General features: G+C 44.5%; 15 protein-coding genes. 10 read left to right on the top strand and 5 right to left on the bottom strand.

Going from position 1 to position 13,479, the window contains the following annotated elements:
* Window positions 1-13: 13 nt before the first annotated feature.
* The 3 genes from ACFOEK_RS20600 (at window position 14) to ACFOEK_RS20590 (ending at window position 2,566) form a co-directional block, all read left to right on the top strand.
* Window positions 14-379 (top strand): MazG nucleotide pyrophosphohydrolase domain-containing protein, encoded by a 366-nt coding sequence (locus ACFOEK_RS20600; RefSeq protein ID WP_386723376.1) that lies wholly within the window; start codon window positions 14-16, stop codon window positions 377-379.
* Window positions 380-691: 312 nt separating this feature from the next.
* Window positions 692-1,975 carry a DUF3137 domain-containing protein gene (locus tag ACFOEK_RS20595; RefSeq protein WP_386723375.1) on the top strand — a complete coding sequence of 428 codons (1,284 nt, stop codon included), beginning with the start codon at window positions 692-694 and terminating at the stop codon, window positions 1,973-1,975.
* A gap of 24 nt (window positions 1,976-1,999) precedes the next feature.
* Complete coding sequence (locus tag ACFOEK_RS20590; RefSeq protein ID WP_386723374.1) at window positions 2,000-2,566, top strand: LemA family protein; 567 nt, start codon at window positions 2,000-2,002, stop codon at window positions 2,564-2,566.
* A gap of 75 nt (window positions 2,567-2,641) precedes the next feature.
* Here ACFOEK_RS20590 and ACFOEK_RS20585 read toward each other — a convergent pair whose 3' ends face one another.
* The gene (locus ACFOEK_RS20585) at window positions 2,642-3,415 is read right to left on the bottom strand and encodes a substrate-binding periplasmic protein (protein WP_386723373.1); all 774 of its coding nucleotides are present in this window, start codon (window positions 3,413-3,415) and stop codon (window positions 2,642-2,644) included.
* A 119-nt stretch (window positions 3,416-3,534) separates the two neighbouring features.
* Between ACFOEK_RS20585 and ACFOEK_RS20580 the strand changes: the two genes are divergently transcribed.
* From ACFOEK_RS20580 to ACFOEK_RS20565, 4 genes are all read left to right on the top strand, one after another.
* Window positions 3,535-3,885: a hypothetical protein gene (locus ACFOEK_RS20580; RefSeq protein WP_386723372.1), complete on the top strand. Its 351-nt coding sequence runs from the start codon at window positions 3,535-3,537 to the stop codon at window positions 3,883-3,885.
* Window positions 3,886-3,980: 95 nt separating this feature from the next.
* Window positions 3,981-4,214: a VF530 family protein gene (locus tag ACFOEK_RS20575; RefSeq protein ID WP_386723371.1), complete on the top strand. Its 234-nt coding sequence runs from the start codon at window positions 3,981-3,983 to the stop codon at window positions 4,212-4,214.
* A gap of 218 nt (window positions 4,215-4,432) precedes the next feature.
* Entirely contained in the window at window positions 4,433-5,152 is a 720-nt protein-coding gene (locus ACFOEK_RS20570) for a YebC/PmpR family DNA-binding transcriptional regulator (protein WP_386723370.1), read from the top strand.
* Window positions 5,153-5,350: 198 nt separating this feature from the next.
* Window positions 5,351-5,656: a hypothetical protein gene (locus ACFOEK_RS20565; protein ID WP_386723369.1), complete on the top strand. Its 306-nt coding sequence runs from the start codon at window positions 5,351-5,353 to the stop codon at window positions 5,654-5,656.
* A gap of 136 nt (window positions 5,657-5,792) precedes the next feature.
* Here the strand turns inward: ACFOEK_RS20565 and galU are convergent, their stop codons facing one another.
* Window positions 5,793-6,713 carry a UTP--glucose-1-phosphate uridylyltransferase GalU gene (gene galU, locus ACFOEK_RS20560; protein WP_386723368.1) on the bottom strand — a complete coding sequence of 307 codons (921 nt, stop codon included), beginning with the start codon at window positions 6,711-6,713 and terminating at the stop codon, window positions 5,793-5,795.
* 310 nt (window positions 6,714-7,023) lie between these two features.
* Here galU and ACFOEK_RS20555 point away from each other — a divergent pair, with 310 nt between their 5' ends.
* Window positions 7,024-7,500, top strand: a complete 477-nt coding sequence (locus ACFOEK_RS20555) for a DUF695 domain-containing protein (protein ID WP_386723367.1) — start codon at window positions 7,024-7,026, stop codon at window positions 7,498-7,500.
* A gap of 11 nt (window positions 7,501-7,511) precedes the next feature.
* On the opposite strand, the gene ACFOEK_RS20550 is transcribed toward ACFOEK_RS20555, so the two are convergent.
* The 3 genes from ACFOEK_RS20550 to ACFOEK_RS20540 form a co-directional block, all read right to left on the bottom strand.
* Window positions 7,512-9,752, bottom strand: a complete 2,241-nt coding sequence (locus ACFOEK_RS20550; protein WP_386723366.1) for a molybdopterin oxidoreductase family protein — start codon at window positions 9,750-9,752, stop codon at window positions 7,512-7,514.
* Window positions 9,753-9,886: 134 nt separating this feature from the next.
* Window positions 9,887-10,234: a 4a-hydroxytetrahydrobiopterin dehydratase gene (locus ACFOEK_RS20545; RefSeq protein WP_386723365.1), complete on the bottom strand. Its 348-nt coding sequence runs from the start codon at window positions 10,232-10,234 to the stop codon at window positions 9,887-9,889.
* Between the two features lie 54 nt (window positions 10,235-10,288).
* On the bottom strand, window positions 10,289-10,837 hold the full coding sequence (locus ACFOEK_RS20540) for a YaeQ family protein (RefSeq protein WP_386723364.1): 549 nt from the start codon (window positions 10,835-10,837) through the stop codon (window positions 10,289-10,291).
* 168 nt (window positions 10,838-11,005) lie between these two features.
* Between ACFOEK_RS20540 and ACFOEK_RS20535 the strand changes: the two genes are divergently transcribed.
* Window positions 11,006-12,532 (top strand): hypothetical protein, encoded by a 1,527-nt coding sequence (locus tag ACFOEK_RS20535; protein WP_386723363.1) that lies wholly within the window; start codon window positions 11,006-11,008, stop codon window positions 12,530-12,532.
* 84 nt (window positions 12,533-12,616) lie between these two features.
* Window positions 12,617-13,423, top strand: coding sequence for a DUF4198 domain-containing protein (locus ACFOEK_RS20530; protein WP_386723362.1), 807 nt, complete (start codon window positions 12,617-12,619; stop codon window positions 13,421-13,423).
* The last annotated feature ends 56 nt before the right edge of the window (window positions 13,424-13,479 follow it).

Raw genomic sequence — 13,479 nt, 5'->3', positions numbered from 1 at the left:
AGATGAAAGTTACATGCGTGATATTGAAAAGTTATTAGAGATAGCAAGACGTAAGTCGGTGATCGATCAAACCAGTAGTTGGTATTCTGGCTCTGAAACCTACTTAACGGAACTTAAACATGAGATTGATGAGGTTATCGAAGAAATACCGCGAAACCGAGCGTGCTATCTTGAAGATGAGTTAGGCGATGTCCTCTGGGACTACTTAAATATTCTTCTGGCTTTAGAGCGTGAGTCGGGAATTGATATGGGCTCAGTCATTTCTCGAGCCTGCCGTAAGTACGAAGAGCGGATCTCGGGTATCGAAAATGGTCAGCTATGGAAAGACATCAAAGCACAACAAAAGCAGGCACTTGCGGAAGAGTTGAGTCGTTCATAGTGCATTCATCGCTGTCTTTCTTAGCAGATTAAGAATTCTGCCGTGCTGAGTTCTACCATAGCTTCGCTAGTGACGATATCGTAACCGTTTGTTTCTTGCTCTGGTTTGGTGCAACTTTTTAGTGATAAAATGGTCAACTCAATTACGGGCTTAATTTTCTGAGTAAGCCCAGTCATTTTCAATTCAATTTTAATGTTCAAGCTTTATCGTTCTTGCGACGCCTTTCTTAGATCAGTGCTCTTTTTTGAATCAATGATTACTTGTTCTTTAGGACGTGTTGGGGCTTGAAAGTGACCGTACTTAAAGGGATTTATGACTTCACATAACAGCCAAGTAACAGCCAACATCGCTGAGATTAACGCGCGTGTTGAGAAAGCAACTTCTCAGGACGAGTTGGTAACGCTTATTCGAGATGTAGAAAATCATTCAGGTCCGTTGGATTACGACGATACCCATTATCGTATCTACACTTGGGCGCATCTGATTTTAGGGATATTAATTCCCATCTGTATTTTCTTTTGGGGTTTCTTAGGCGCTGCAGTTACTCCAGTTTATTGGGTTATCCACTACAGTAGTTTTTGGCTGCCGTTGTGGTCGCTTTATATCTTGTGGGCTGTCTTAGACGACCGCAATAAGCGCCTACCGTTGCCTACCATATTTGATACGTCATGGGCACGAATTGCCGTACTCGGCGTTTTGGCTGTCGGGCTCTGGTTTTTATACGAATGGCACATTCTTTATTGGGAGTACTTTAACCTACTGTCTATGCTTCTAGGGTTTTATGAGAATTATGCTGGCCTCAGTGTGCATCTGTTGATCATCGGTGGTTTGTTGTGGTTCTGGTTGCGTGGCCGAGCAAAGTGGCGAGACCCGGTTTCTGAAAAGATTTTCTTGTTGGATGCGCTCTTCAATAATGATTTGAAGCCTGTTAAATGCGATGGTAAAGGGTTGGCTAAAACGTTAGGGGAAGAGTTTGCTGAGTTTATTCGAGGTAATGACATCCGGCAGATTAAAGATCTTTATCAAGGTAAGTTCGAAGGGGAAGAACACAGCTTTGAGTATCAGCTTTATTGTTTTCATTATGTCAAAAAGCGGACTGAAACCTATACCGATGCAAAGGGCAATACCCAAACTCGCACCGTACGAGATCACTTCTACCGGCATGGTTTTATCGTAGATTTTCCTTACGTGAAGAGCCTAAGCTTGGATGCTGATCGCAGTATCAGTTTCCGTGGTGAAAAATATCGCGGTACATCGAACGAATTTAATCGCATTTTCAAAGTCAAAGCGGCTGATCCAATATCTGCAGCGCGCTTGTTGTCTCCTGTATTGGAAGAACAATTAGTTACGTTTGCTAAGGCGTTTAAGTCCCCCACCTTGGAGATCAGTAGTCGAGGGCGCTTGTGTGTCGCGGTTCAGGATAACTTGCTGTCTCTTAAGCGTAAGCATGGGTTGGAGAATCCAGGCGCCTTTGCTGAGGAAATTGCAGGTCATACTGAGTTGAAAGAAGTTCAAAAGATCCTGGATCTTTTACATGAACTAATGCGCTATACAGATAACAATTTTACCGCTGAAACACCTCGTGTCAGTGCTTAAGGAATAGAAAAAAGGAGTTTTACAATGTCTGATTTAGTTATTTTATTGATTGGTGTAGCTGTTATCGCCGTTCCGGTTATCTGGATCTATAACGGCATTATTGGGAAGCATAATGCAGTAGACAGAGCATGGGCGTCGGTACTTACGCAAGAGCGTCAAAAAAACAAGATAATTCCGCAAGTCGAGAAGTTAGTAGAACAATATAAGCTGCATGAAAGCTCAGTTTTAACCTCGGTTACAGAATTACGTAGCGCACTTGCGAACATGAATGAAGGTGTGGATACCAAATCACTGGAAGCGGCCGAAAAGCACACCAAAGAGTTGATGAAAGGCTTACAGGTCACCGTGGAAGCGTATCCTGAATTAAAAGCCAGTGACGTCTATATGAAACTAATGGCCGAGATCAGCGAGCAGCAGGCTCAGATTGGTGCTGCGATTCGTATCTTTAACGGTAATGTTGAGGACTTTAACAACGCCATTGAAATGTTCCCAGGTTCGCTGGTGAACAGTATGTTGTGCCGTAAACAAAAGATTCAAAGTTTCCAGGACAGTGAAGCCCAGAGCGGATTCGAATATAAGCCGAACCTGTAATTACTTCATAAGATGGGTATCGCAACGGCTCCATGACGCATGGGGCCGTTTTTTGTTTTAGGTGTTGAAACTGTTTTACTCTTCGATTACCCACATATCGTCCAGCATCTCTTGATAACGTCCGGTTTCCCGGAGTTTGGCTAAGCCTTGGTTAAATTCAGAAATCAGGGATGCTGAGGTATTAAGAGACTTTGGAAACAACAAATGGCCTGTGGTTTCCATCAACGGTTTGGGATGGAAGTCGATCAAATGCACCAAGTGTGGCTTGAAATTTTTGTGCAAAATACTGAAGCCCAGATGCTTTTCGATGGGAAACACATCAATGCGCTGATGAAGTAACTTAGCAATGTTAGAAGAATCTTTAGTCGTGGTTTCTACCGTCAGCACACCAGAACGACTGAGACGCCAGAACTCGTCGGTATAGGTATAACCATCGGTGGCTCCTATGGTTAAGCCTTTTAGGTCTTCTAACGAATCCCAGTGATTGAGTGGTTTGGCTTTATGGTAGAACAAATGGGTGGATTCAATACTGAGCGGTTCACTGTAGAAGAAGTGCTCCTTACGTGATGCAGACTGATACCAATAGGCCGTTGCATCATAAAAGCCTGATCGGGTTTGATTATAGGCACGTTTCCAAGGGTAGAAGGTAAATTCAACCGAAAAGCCCTGGTGTTCAAAGCTTTGTCGTATCACTTTGGCGATAAAGCCATAGTCCTTTAGCTTCGCTCCAATCCAAGGCGGGTATTCTCCAGTAGCAATTTTTATCGGTGTTGATGTGGCTCGGACATCATCGCCTTGTGTGTTTTCATCGGGTGAAGAAGTGCTGGCTAAGCTAAATTGGCTCAGCAAGATAAGAACGCTTAGAAGAAAAAATTGACGAAGCCGAAAGAGTGTCATTTGCTTTAACTGCGTTAAGAGCGAAAATTGATTCTCTTAGTATAGAGCGCTATTTGTTAAGGATGAAAATTATGAAACCCTATCTTGTACTTGTTATGTGTTCTCTTGTTTTTCCTGTGTTCGGTGCAACGCTAACCACATCCAATTATGTGATTTCTGTAGAAACGCATTGCGAAGAAGGCATGGTGGTTTGTGATGATGTCAGCTACATAGGTACGTCCAAGAAATCCGGTAATAGCATTCGTTTAAAAGGTGAAACCTGGCACACCGTATGTGCCGATGGCGTAACACCATGCCGATTCATTGGCTATCGTTTTAAGAATGGCGATATCACCTATCAGGTTATGGACTCCGGTGTGCTGCAAGTAATTCAGGGCCAAGACAAGGTGTTATTGGAAGAGCAGGGCGAATGGCGCTATTGAAGGCTTTCTCTCTGCGAGGGCTTTCTTTCTGCTTGGGCTATAAACGCGGCCTGTTATACTTGCCCAACTTATTTTCAACACGCTAAGGACTGTACATGAATCACAATGCCAATGACCCTATGCATGGCATGACCCTAGAGAACATTCTGATTGAATTGGAAGATCGTTATGGCTGGGATGGTTTAGCCGAGCGAATCGATATCAATTGCTTCAAGAAAAACCCAAGCATCAAATCAAGTCTAAAGTTCTTGCGTCGAACACCTTGGGCGAGAGCCAAAGTCGAAGCGTTGTTCCTGGATATGAAGCGTGGTCCTTGGGGTGGGCGGTAGACTCAAGAGCCAGAATAACTTAATGATTTCTAATCTCTAAAGTATCAGAAAGGCGAATGGTTTGTACTACACAAGCCGTATAAATGTTGATAAAGGTCTGGAAACCTTGTTTGGTTAGGGATTAGAATATTCGGCTTCCAAAATGCATTCGATATCATCGGCTGGTGTGGTTATTCGGTCGATCAAGCATAGATCACAGTTAAGTAAGAGAATTTCAGATGGGTAGAGCGTTTCAAAACCGTAAAGAGTCAATGGCTAAAACAGCCGGTATGAAAACTAAACTGTATTCAAAATACGGTAAGGAAATTTACGTTTGTGCTAAGAACGGTGGTGTCGACCCGGACGGAAACCTTTCTTTACGTCGTATGATTGATAAGGCGAAGAAAGATCAAGTTCCTGGCCACGTGATTGATAAAGCCATTGAAAAGGCCAAAGGTGGCGGCGGTGAAGATTACGCTGCAGCGCGTTATGAAGGCTTTGGCCCAGGCAATACCATGGTAATCGTGGATTGCTTAACCGATAACAACAACCGTACTTACGGTGATGTGCGTACCTGTTTCAACAAAGCGAAATCAAAGATCGGTGCCCAAGGTGCGGTGTCTCACTTATTTGATCACGTAGGCGTATTCGCGTTTAAGTCGGAAGACGAAGACGGTGTTCTTGAAGCATTGATGATGGAAGACATTGATGTGTCTGAAATCGAAAATGAAGACGGTATGATCACGGTAATGGTGCCACCTAACGAGTTCCACCAAGCGAAAACAGCTTTGGAAAGCAACTTCGAAGGCATTGATTTCGAAATGGATGAAATTACCTTCTTACCTCAAATGACGACTGAAATCTCTGGCGATGAAAAAGAGATGTTCGAGAAGTTGGTTGAGATGTTGAACGATTGTGAAGACGTACAAAACGTGTATCACAACGCTGAGTTTGTTTAAGCGTTAGCATTCTCTAAATAGACGTTAAAAGCACAGCTAAGGCTGTGCTTTTTTGTGTCTTTGAAAATTACGAATCTGGTTAAATTTTTGTTTTATTTGGTAAAAGTGGGCGATTTGTAATAGTTGGGCTAGGATAAGTCGATATATTATTCAGAGTTTTCTGAAATACATAATTAATAAATAAGGATGGAGAAATTGATGAAACTACGTACCTTAGCACTAGGAACCTTTATGACACTGTCAGCAAGTGTTGCTATGGCAGGTGACACTTACGTGTGTGTAAATGGTGATGCAGAACGTAAAGTCAGCGTTGTATACACACAGCCAGGTTCAACGGTACCTTGTGAAGTTGTTTATGAGAAAGCGTCGGGTATGCAGACGTTATGGCGTGCTGAAAACGAAGAAGGTTATTGTGAAGAGAAAGCCAAAGCCTTTGCTGAAAAACAGGCAAGTTGGGGCTTTGAATGCAATATGATGTCTGATCAGACTGGGGCTGCTAATTAAGCTAGTTTAGGCGAATTAGTTGAATTAGTGCACCCGAATGGATGTAAATGAAAGGTTCGATCAATCCGATCGAACCTTTTTTGTTTCTGCGAGGGTGTTTAACGACCCTGTAAATGATTCTGTGCCAGCTGGTCTATTAACTTTTTGCTAACGTTAGGTGAGGGGCATTTTCTTCAGACTGAGTGAGTTGGGCTAGGTATTCTCTGAATTCTCCATTTAGTTCAGGGTGGCGTAAGCCGTATTCAATGTTTGCCTTCATGTAACCAATTTTACTGCCGCAGTCGTGGCTTTTTCCTTTGATTTGATAGGCTTCAACGGTTTCGATGTCCATCAGCATGGCAATGGCATCCGTAAGTTGAATCTCATCACCAGCACCAATCGGAGTTTTTCGTAACAGTGGCCAGATGAACTTGGATAGCACGTATCGACCGACTACGGCTTTATTGGACGGCGCGTCTTCGACCTTTGGCTTTTCAACGATGGAGTGCATCGGCTGGCTTTCTCCTGCGTTGAGCTCCGCGCCATCAATATTGACGACTCCGTATTTATGAACCAACTCTTGGGGCACTTCTTCCACCATGATTTGGCTGGATCGCGTTTCTTTAAAGCGCTTGATCATGGCAGCTAAGTTATCTTGTTTCAGATCTGACGCGGCGTTATCGATTAATACATCCGGCAGTAAGATCACTACATCGTCATCACCTAATACCGATTGTGCGCACATGATGGCATGACCTAAGCCTTTGGCTTCGTGTTGTCGAACAGAAATGATGGTGACATGTTCTGGACAGATGCCACGAACTTCTTCCAAGAGTTGACGTTTTACACGACGCTCTAACTGGGTTTCCAATTCAAAACTGGTATCGAAGTGATCTTCAATGGAGTTCTTACTGGAATGGGTGACCAGAACGATCTCATGAATACCGGCTGCAACGGCCTCTTGCACCACATATTGAATCAACGGCTTGTCGACCACAGGCAGCATCTCTTTGGGAATAGCCTTAGTAGCAGGCAGCATTCTTGTTCCTAAACCAGCGACAGGAATAACAGCTTTCATATCGGTTTCCTTACTCATTCTTATGTGCTTTTTGCTTCAGAGCTTCCCTAGGGTAAGAGCAGAAAAGGTGCCAATCGAAACATTTTCTTGAATATTGAGAGCTGAAGTATGGGTAAGAGATTGAAAGTATTATCTTTTCTCGATGAATGGTTTCGTAATTCACAATACGTCGAAGAGGGTGGTTTCTGTCGTTCGTGTTTTTATTTTCAATGAAAAATGAACCAGCCTGGTGCGTTCGCTGAGATTTTTCAATAGTACTTCCATCGTTTATAATGCCGCCCCTTCATTAGCAAACAGATGGCACAAGACTATGACTGAACAAGCGCCTCAGAAATATAACGTAGTGATTCCAAAGGAAGAGTATGCGGGCTTACGCTGGGAAGAGCATAAGATGCCAGCCATCTGTTCGGTCAATAAAGCGCTTGTGGATTTTCAGCCGAAGGAAGTGTTTGCGTGGCATTTGGCGATTGTGATTGAGAACAACGACACTCAAACTGATGGCTTGCCGACAGAACAGGAAAAAGCGGTAATCGATCAGTTCTGTGCTGAGATCGCTGCGTTAGTCACCGAAGACAAAAATGCGATGGTGTTGGCTAAGTCGTCATGGAACGGTTGTTGTCAGTTCTTCTTCCGTGTGTTTGATCCGGAAATAGCCGATGGAAAATTGCAGGCGTTAATCAATTCAGAATCCCAGCCTCGTGAGTTCCAATATCACATGGAACACGACAAGGACTGGAAATTTGCAGGCCATTATTTGAAGCCCTTTATGAACACTGACGGCCTGTAAGGCAAAACTCGTTATAAGACTTCAGTGATTTCCGATAAGGCTTCCGTTTTGGGAGCCTTTTTTGTGGCCGACGTTTGGGCTGCGTTATCCGAATCAATCACGACTTTTACCGTCACCGGTACACCGTTCAGAACTGCATTGCCACTGAGTTCATCAATCTGACTGTCGTCGGTTAGTGTGTTCATGCTTTGCCCTGCATGGCGTTCCGCTTCTGACCAGCGAGTTCCTTTCTTGGTATGTCCCCAGCCGTGAGGAATACTAATCACACCTGGCATGATGTGTTCAGTTACTTCCAACGGAAGTTGTACTGAGCCTACGGTCGAGCTGACGTCGATGATTTGATTGTCCGTCAGTTTCAAACGCTGAGCGTCCGTAGGGTTCATCATTACCGTGCAGCGTGATTTTCCTTTTACCAGCCGATGACTGTTGTGCAACCAAGAGTTATTACTACGGACATGACGTCGTCCGATCAATAGCAAAGGTGCTGTTTGATCGTACTTGGATTCTTCGCTAAAGAAAGTACGCTCGATTCGGTGCAGATCCTTCATGAAGAAATCTCGATGAAGTTCTACCGTTTTACTCTTGGTTTTAAGCGATTTCGGTAGCTGTGGTTTTAGAGGGCCTAAATCTATGCCGTGCGGGTTGTTCTGCAGTTTTCGTAAGGACAGCCCTTTGAACGGATTAAGCTTACTGCCATAGCGTCCGCTTCGAAGTAGCAGTTCCAGATGGCCTCTGGGGCCAAGAGTCTCTGCAAGTTTAAGTTGTAAGCGTTGTTTTAACGGGGCTTTTTTCAATAATCGTTCGGTGAGAGCACAATAGATTTCCCAATCTTGTTTTGTATGTTTAGGCGCTTTAAACAAAGCGGGGGAGAACTTAGCAACGTCACGAACGGCAATCATATTGAACACAAGATCATAGTGATCTCGTTCCAAAGGGCTCACTGGCGGCAAAATGAAGTCTGCATGTCGACTGGTTTCCGTTAGATAGAAGTCCACCGACACCATCAATTCCAGCTCGTTAAGTGCGGTGTCCAGTTGTTCGCCATTAGGGGTAGAGAGAACCGGGTTGCCACCGGCTACTAATAACGCTTTGATTTGTCCTTCACCTGGTGTCAGGATTTCTTCGGCCAAGGTTGAAACCGGGAATTCACTGTTGAAGTCCGGGAGGTTTCTGACCCGTGAACGATTACGGTCGAAGCCGCCACGGCCTGTTAATTTCATTAGATCGATGGCCGGTGAGGTAAACATCAAACCACCCACTTTATCGACTCGCCCAAGCAGTAAATTGAAAACGGTCATTAGGTATTGAGTGAGCGTACCAAAGGCTTGAACCGAGGTGCCCATTCGACCATAACACACTGGTCGCTTGGCCTGTGTGAACTGATAAGTTAAACGTCGAATCTCAACGGCATCAATACCCACAATGGGTGCTACCCGCTCTGGAGAGTATTTGATTATGTCTTCCTGAATGCCTTCGATCTCATTGGACATTAAGCCGGTCGCTTCTGCATCCAATAACGAACTGTCAAAGATCACATGCAGCATCGCCAACAGGAGTAGGGCATCTGTACCTGGCTTGATGAAGTAATGCTGGTCAGCAATTTCAGCCGTTTCAGTATGGCGAGGGTCGATAACAACCACTTTACCGCCTTTCTTTTGGATGTCTTTTAGGCGCTTTTTGACATCGGGAACGGTCATAACACTGCCATTCGATGCAACAGGGTTTGCACCAAGCATTAAGAAGAAATCGGTGCGATCAATATCCGGAATAGGCATTTTCAGCATGTGTCCAAAGAGTTTGGACGCTACAACGTGGTGAGGGAGCTGATCCACAGAAGTTGCTGAGTACATGTTCTTGGTATTAAGGGCATGAAGAAGGTGACGACCGTACAGCATCGCACCGAGGTTGTGTACGTTGGGGTTGCCCAAATAAGTGGCAACAGAGTCTTTGCCATACTTGGTTTGAATCTGTTGAATGCGGGCCGCGACTTTATCGAAAGCGTCTTCCCATTCTATGGTGGTCCAACCGTGTTCTGTCCGTTCAAGAGGCTTGGTCAGTCGTTCAGGATCTTCGTATAAATCTTGTAGCGCAGTGGCTTTAGGACAAATATGGCCTCGACTGAACGGGTCCTGTTTATCGCCTTTGATTGAAAGAATCTGCTTACCATCCGTTTCGATGGCAATACCACACATGGCTTCACATAAGTTACACGTGTGGTAACTGGTGTTTGAACTTCCCTTGTTTGTACTCATTTCCTATCCCTCTACATGTCTTTATTTGCTCTTGTGGTTGAGAGTTAACACTCTCTGGAGCTTATAGTTTTATTGGTCTTGCATATTGGTCTTGCATACTAGTCCTGCATTGGTCTTATATGGGCTAGGATTGATTAGCCCACATAAAGCTGGTCACTTTTGGCGGCCATAATGAAATCGTTTTTATGCAGTCCAGAGATCTTATGTGTCCACCAAAATACGGTGACTTTTCCCCATTCCGTTCGTATTTCTGGATGATGATTATACTCTTCAGCCAGAGCACCGAATTTGTTTGTAAAGGTCAATGCGTCTACAAAATTCTTGAAAGTATAAGTACGTTGTAACTGATTGACGCCATCCAAAGAGACCACTTCCCAACCGGATAATTGCTTTAGAAGTTCAGGGAAATCTTTCGGATCTACCAAAGGTGCGCCTGCTTGGCAAGCTTCACAGCTTTGTTGATGAAGTTCTGAGTCAGACACAAGGTTCTCCACTTCCTAGCAATAAATAGATTAAGTTTAGACAGGTTTTTGTTATTAAGTAGTGACTTGTTTGATGATCGTTGGGTGGATTTCAACATTTGCATCATCAAGGCTTAACCACAGTTGCTGGTCCTGAATGGTGGCTTGTAAGTTTAAGTTTCGGCCCAAAGCTTCGGATAGTGTCTCAATGGGTTCAGTAGGTAGCTGGCAGACTGTGAGGTTTGCTAGATGATCGACTTTTGGACCGACACCTTGCCACCAAGAATTAAAGGTCGAGTTGTCTAAGGAATAAATAATGACGTGCTCTGATTGGCTGCAGGCTTTGCGTAGCCGTTTCTCATCTGGCTGACCCAATTCTATCCATAAGTCGATGTCGCCTTGCAGTGATTTTTGCCAGAGATCAGGTTCTTCGCGAGTACTCAGACCTTTAGTGAACGTGAGTTCTGGATGGGCATTGAGTGCAAATGCGATCAACCTCGTCATCATTCGCTGATCAGTTTCAGAAGGGTGTCGAGCCAGCGTTAATTCATGCTCGTTGTAATAGTGTCGGTCCAAATCAGAGATCTGAACCTGCGCTTTGAAAATGGTTGCTTTCAATGCCATTAAAAATTTCCTGAAGAGTGTTTAAGTAATCCGACGTAGTTAACCGTACCAAAAGATATTTTCTCGATAAGCGGTTGTTAATATTTCGTTACCTATGCCGATTACTAAATATGGAGGTTTACGTTTATTGGCTTGGCCGCCAATAAGCACCAATGGCTGGAGGTTACTATGAGAATACTTGCATCTGATGTCCAGATGGAGGCGCTGTCTCGTCGTTCAGTTTTAAAGGAACTATCAAGAGAACAGCTCAATGTAAGACGTACTGAACAAGATCAAAATGCTCCCCCTGGTGGTCGTCCTGTAGGAATGGGGAATATCATCGGAGTCTCACAAGATACTCGGGTCGAATACGACCAACGATATCAGCAATACAGTTATCGTCATAGCGACGTGTATTCGTTTGATGAATTAATGAAGGCCGGATCATCGGCAGAAGCTCAGCGTAGCTTTACCGACTCCTCCTTTATAGAGCATGCTATTTCAGCGGTGTTTACTGGTAAAAGTGCTGCGCGCTTTCTAATTCCTTCTTCAGATTTAGGAAGCAGTGTGGCGGTCGCTGCGCGTTCGATAGATTCTGGTTCTTTAGCTCAGGGAGGCATTCAACTCACGGGTACAGTGATTGACGCGTCTCAACTATCGGTGTCGGGGACGGACGAACTTACTGCTGTGGGAACTGTTGATAGCAGTGCTATTAGCGTTTCAGGTACAGGTTTGATGCGATTTAACCAATACACCTTATCACAGGTAGATCAGACCCAATTATTTAACGGGCATGGTTCGGTTACTACTGCAGATGGTCGTGTCATAAATTTTGGTCTCTATCTGGCGATGGATCGCCATGAGCGCATTGAGACTCGGTCTGAGTTATTGGTTCAGTCCCGCCCGATGACCGATCCTCTGGTCATTAATTTCGGTGCGGAAAGCGCACAATTACGAGATCAATACTTTGATTTTGATGTCGATGGTGACGGTGTTACTGAAAAGATCGGCACCTTAGCGAAAGGAAGCGGTTATTTAGTTTTTGATCGAAACCAAAACGGTAAAGTGGACGACGGAACCGAGCTATTTGGCCCGCAATCAGGCAGTGGCTTTGGTGAACTCGCGCAATATGATTCCGATGGCAATCTTTGGATTGACGAAGGTGACCCCATCTTTCAGGAGTTACAAGTTTGGGTAACGTCAGAAACCGGTGAAGAGTCTTTGAAGAGTTTATCTGAGGTTGGTGTTGGTGCGATTTATTTGGGTTCTGCAGACGCAGACTTCGATTTAGTCAGCCCTGATGGTGTTGCACTCGGTCGGGTGAAAGCCAATGGTTTGTATCTGACGGAATCGGGTGAAGTTCGATCTGTTCAAGAAATTGATTTGGCTAATCAAGCCGCTAATGAATCCGCAGCGCCAGAAGTCATGACCTCGAGCGAGATGGATGAACAGATTAAGCAGGCGCAGTTGGGCATAACCGATGAGGATCAGGAAGATCAAGCCAGACCTGTTATTGCGGATATTTCCATGGCCATAGAACGTATGAATCAGTTACGTGAAGATCAAAAAGCCTTTGGTGAGTCTTTATCTGAAGATGAAAACAAATCGGTTTTGTCTCAATTGGTAGAAGCGCTTGAGAAAGCCTTGGCAGCGAATCGTGAGGCGATGGAGGATGATAGCGTTGGCGAAACTGAAGGTATGATACATAATCTGTAAATGAAAACGATTTGCAAGTAGAATAGATTAAATCCTGTCTATATGGATAGTCTATTCACTTTGCAAATTGAGGTTCTAAGTAATATGCAAGTTTCAAAGACATTGACGTCTTTCTGCCTTCTTTCTTCTCTTTTTTCTTTCAATGCGAATGCGCACTTTCAGGAAATTATCCCAAATTCAGATATCGTTGAATCTGCCGAGGAAGCATCGCTTTCATTGGATCTGACCTTTACACATCCAATGGAGCAAGGGCCTGTAATGGACATGGTCATGCCGAAGGTGCTGGATGTGATTACTGCAGATAAGCGTGTTAGCTTGTTGGATACTCTTGCTGTTACTTCTAAAGACGGTGAAGCACGCCGTTATAACGTGGATTACCAAGTTAAGAAACCGGGTGATCATATTTTCTATGTTGAACCTGCGCCATATTGGGAACCCGCCGAAGGCGTTATGATTGTGCATCACACTAAAGTAATTGTGGATGCGTTTAACGGTGAAGCTAACTGGGATAGTTTGGTCGGCGCGCCGGTTGAGATTGAGCCTTTAACTCGCCCTTACGGTTTGTGGACGGGGAATTTGTTCCAAGGCATCGTAAAAAAACACGGTAAGCCTGTGCCATTTGCCGAAGTCGAAGTAGAATGGCGCAACGATGGCTCAGTATCGGTTCCTTACGAAAGCTACATTACTCAGGTGATCAAAGCAGATGCTAATGGTGTGTTTAGTTATGTCATGCCTAAAGCAGGTTGGTGGGGCTTTGCTGCCTTGGTTGAAGCCGATGAACCGATGAAAAACCCTGAAGGTAAGATTGTACCTGTGGAAGAGGGTGGTTTGATTTGGGTTCGTACTCGCGACATGGGTGTCAAGATGGGTGCTAAAACGGGCGCCAAGTAAGAGACGCCTAGCATGTCACTCCTAGCAAAGAACACTCCTAGTAAAGAGCATGAAGC

The sequence above is a fragment of the Litoribrevibacter euphylliae genome, assembly GCF_042646085.1.
GTDB lineage: Bacteria > Pseudomonadota > Gammaproteobacteria > Pseudomonadales > Litoribrevibacteraceae > Litoribrevibacter > Litoribrevibacter euphylliae.
This window is presented reverse-complemented; position numbering and strand designations above follow the sequence as displayed.

Coding starts and splice junctions, on each gene's coding strand:
- ACFOEK_RS20575 (WP_386723371.1), top strand. CDS start 3,981: ATGAATCACAATGCCAATGACCCTATGCATGGCATGACCCTAGAGAAC.
- ACFOEK_RS20595 (WP_386723375.1), top strand. CDS start 692: ATGACTTCACATAACAGCCAAGTAACAGCCAACATCGCTGAGATTAAC.
- ACFOEK_RS20580 (WP_386723372.1), top strand. CDS start 3,535: ATGAAACCCTATCTTGTACTTGTTATGTGTTCTCTTGTTTTTCCTGTG.
- ACFOEK_RS20530 (WP_386723362.1), top strand. CDS start 12,617: ATGCAAGTTTCAAAGACATTGACGTCTTTCTGCCTTCTTTCTTCTCTT.
- ACFOEK_RS20540 (WP_386723364.1), bottom strand. CDS start 10,837: ATGGCATTGAAAGCAACCATTTTCAAAGCGCAGGTTCAGATCTCTGAT.
- ACFOEK_RS20550 (WP_386723366.1), bottom strand. CDS start 9,752: ATGAGTACAAACAAGGGAAGTTCAAACACCAGTTACCACACGTGTAAC.
- ACFOEK_RS20555 (WP_386723367.1), top strand. CDS start 7,024: ATGACTGAACAAGCGCCTCAGAAATATAACGTAGTGATTCCAAAGGAA.
- ACFOEK_RS20535 (WP_386723363.1), top strand. CDS start 11,006: ATGAGAATACTTGCATCTGATGTCCAGATGGAGGCGCTGTCTCGTCGT.
- ACFOEK_RS20600 (WP_386723376.1), top strand. CDS start 14: ATGCGTGATATTGAAAAGTTATTAGAGATAGCAAGACGTAAGTCGGTG.
- ACFOEK_RS20590 (WP_386723374.1), top strand. CDS start 2,000: ATGTCTGATTTAGTTATTTTATTGATTGGTGTAGCTGTTATCGCCGTT.
- ACFOEK_RS20565 (WP_386723369.1), top strand. CDS start 5,351: ATGAAACTACGTACCTTAGCACTAGGAACCTTTATGACACTGTCAGCA.
- galU (WP_386723368.1), bottom strand. CDS start 6,713: ATGAAAGCTGTTATTCCTGTCGCTGGTTTAGGAACAAGAATGCTGCCT.
- ACFOEK_RS20570 (WP_386723370.1), top strand. CDS start 4,433: ATGGGTAGAGCGTTTCAAAACCGTAAAGAGTCAATGGCTAAAACAGCC.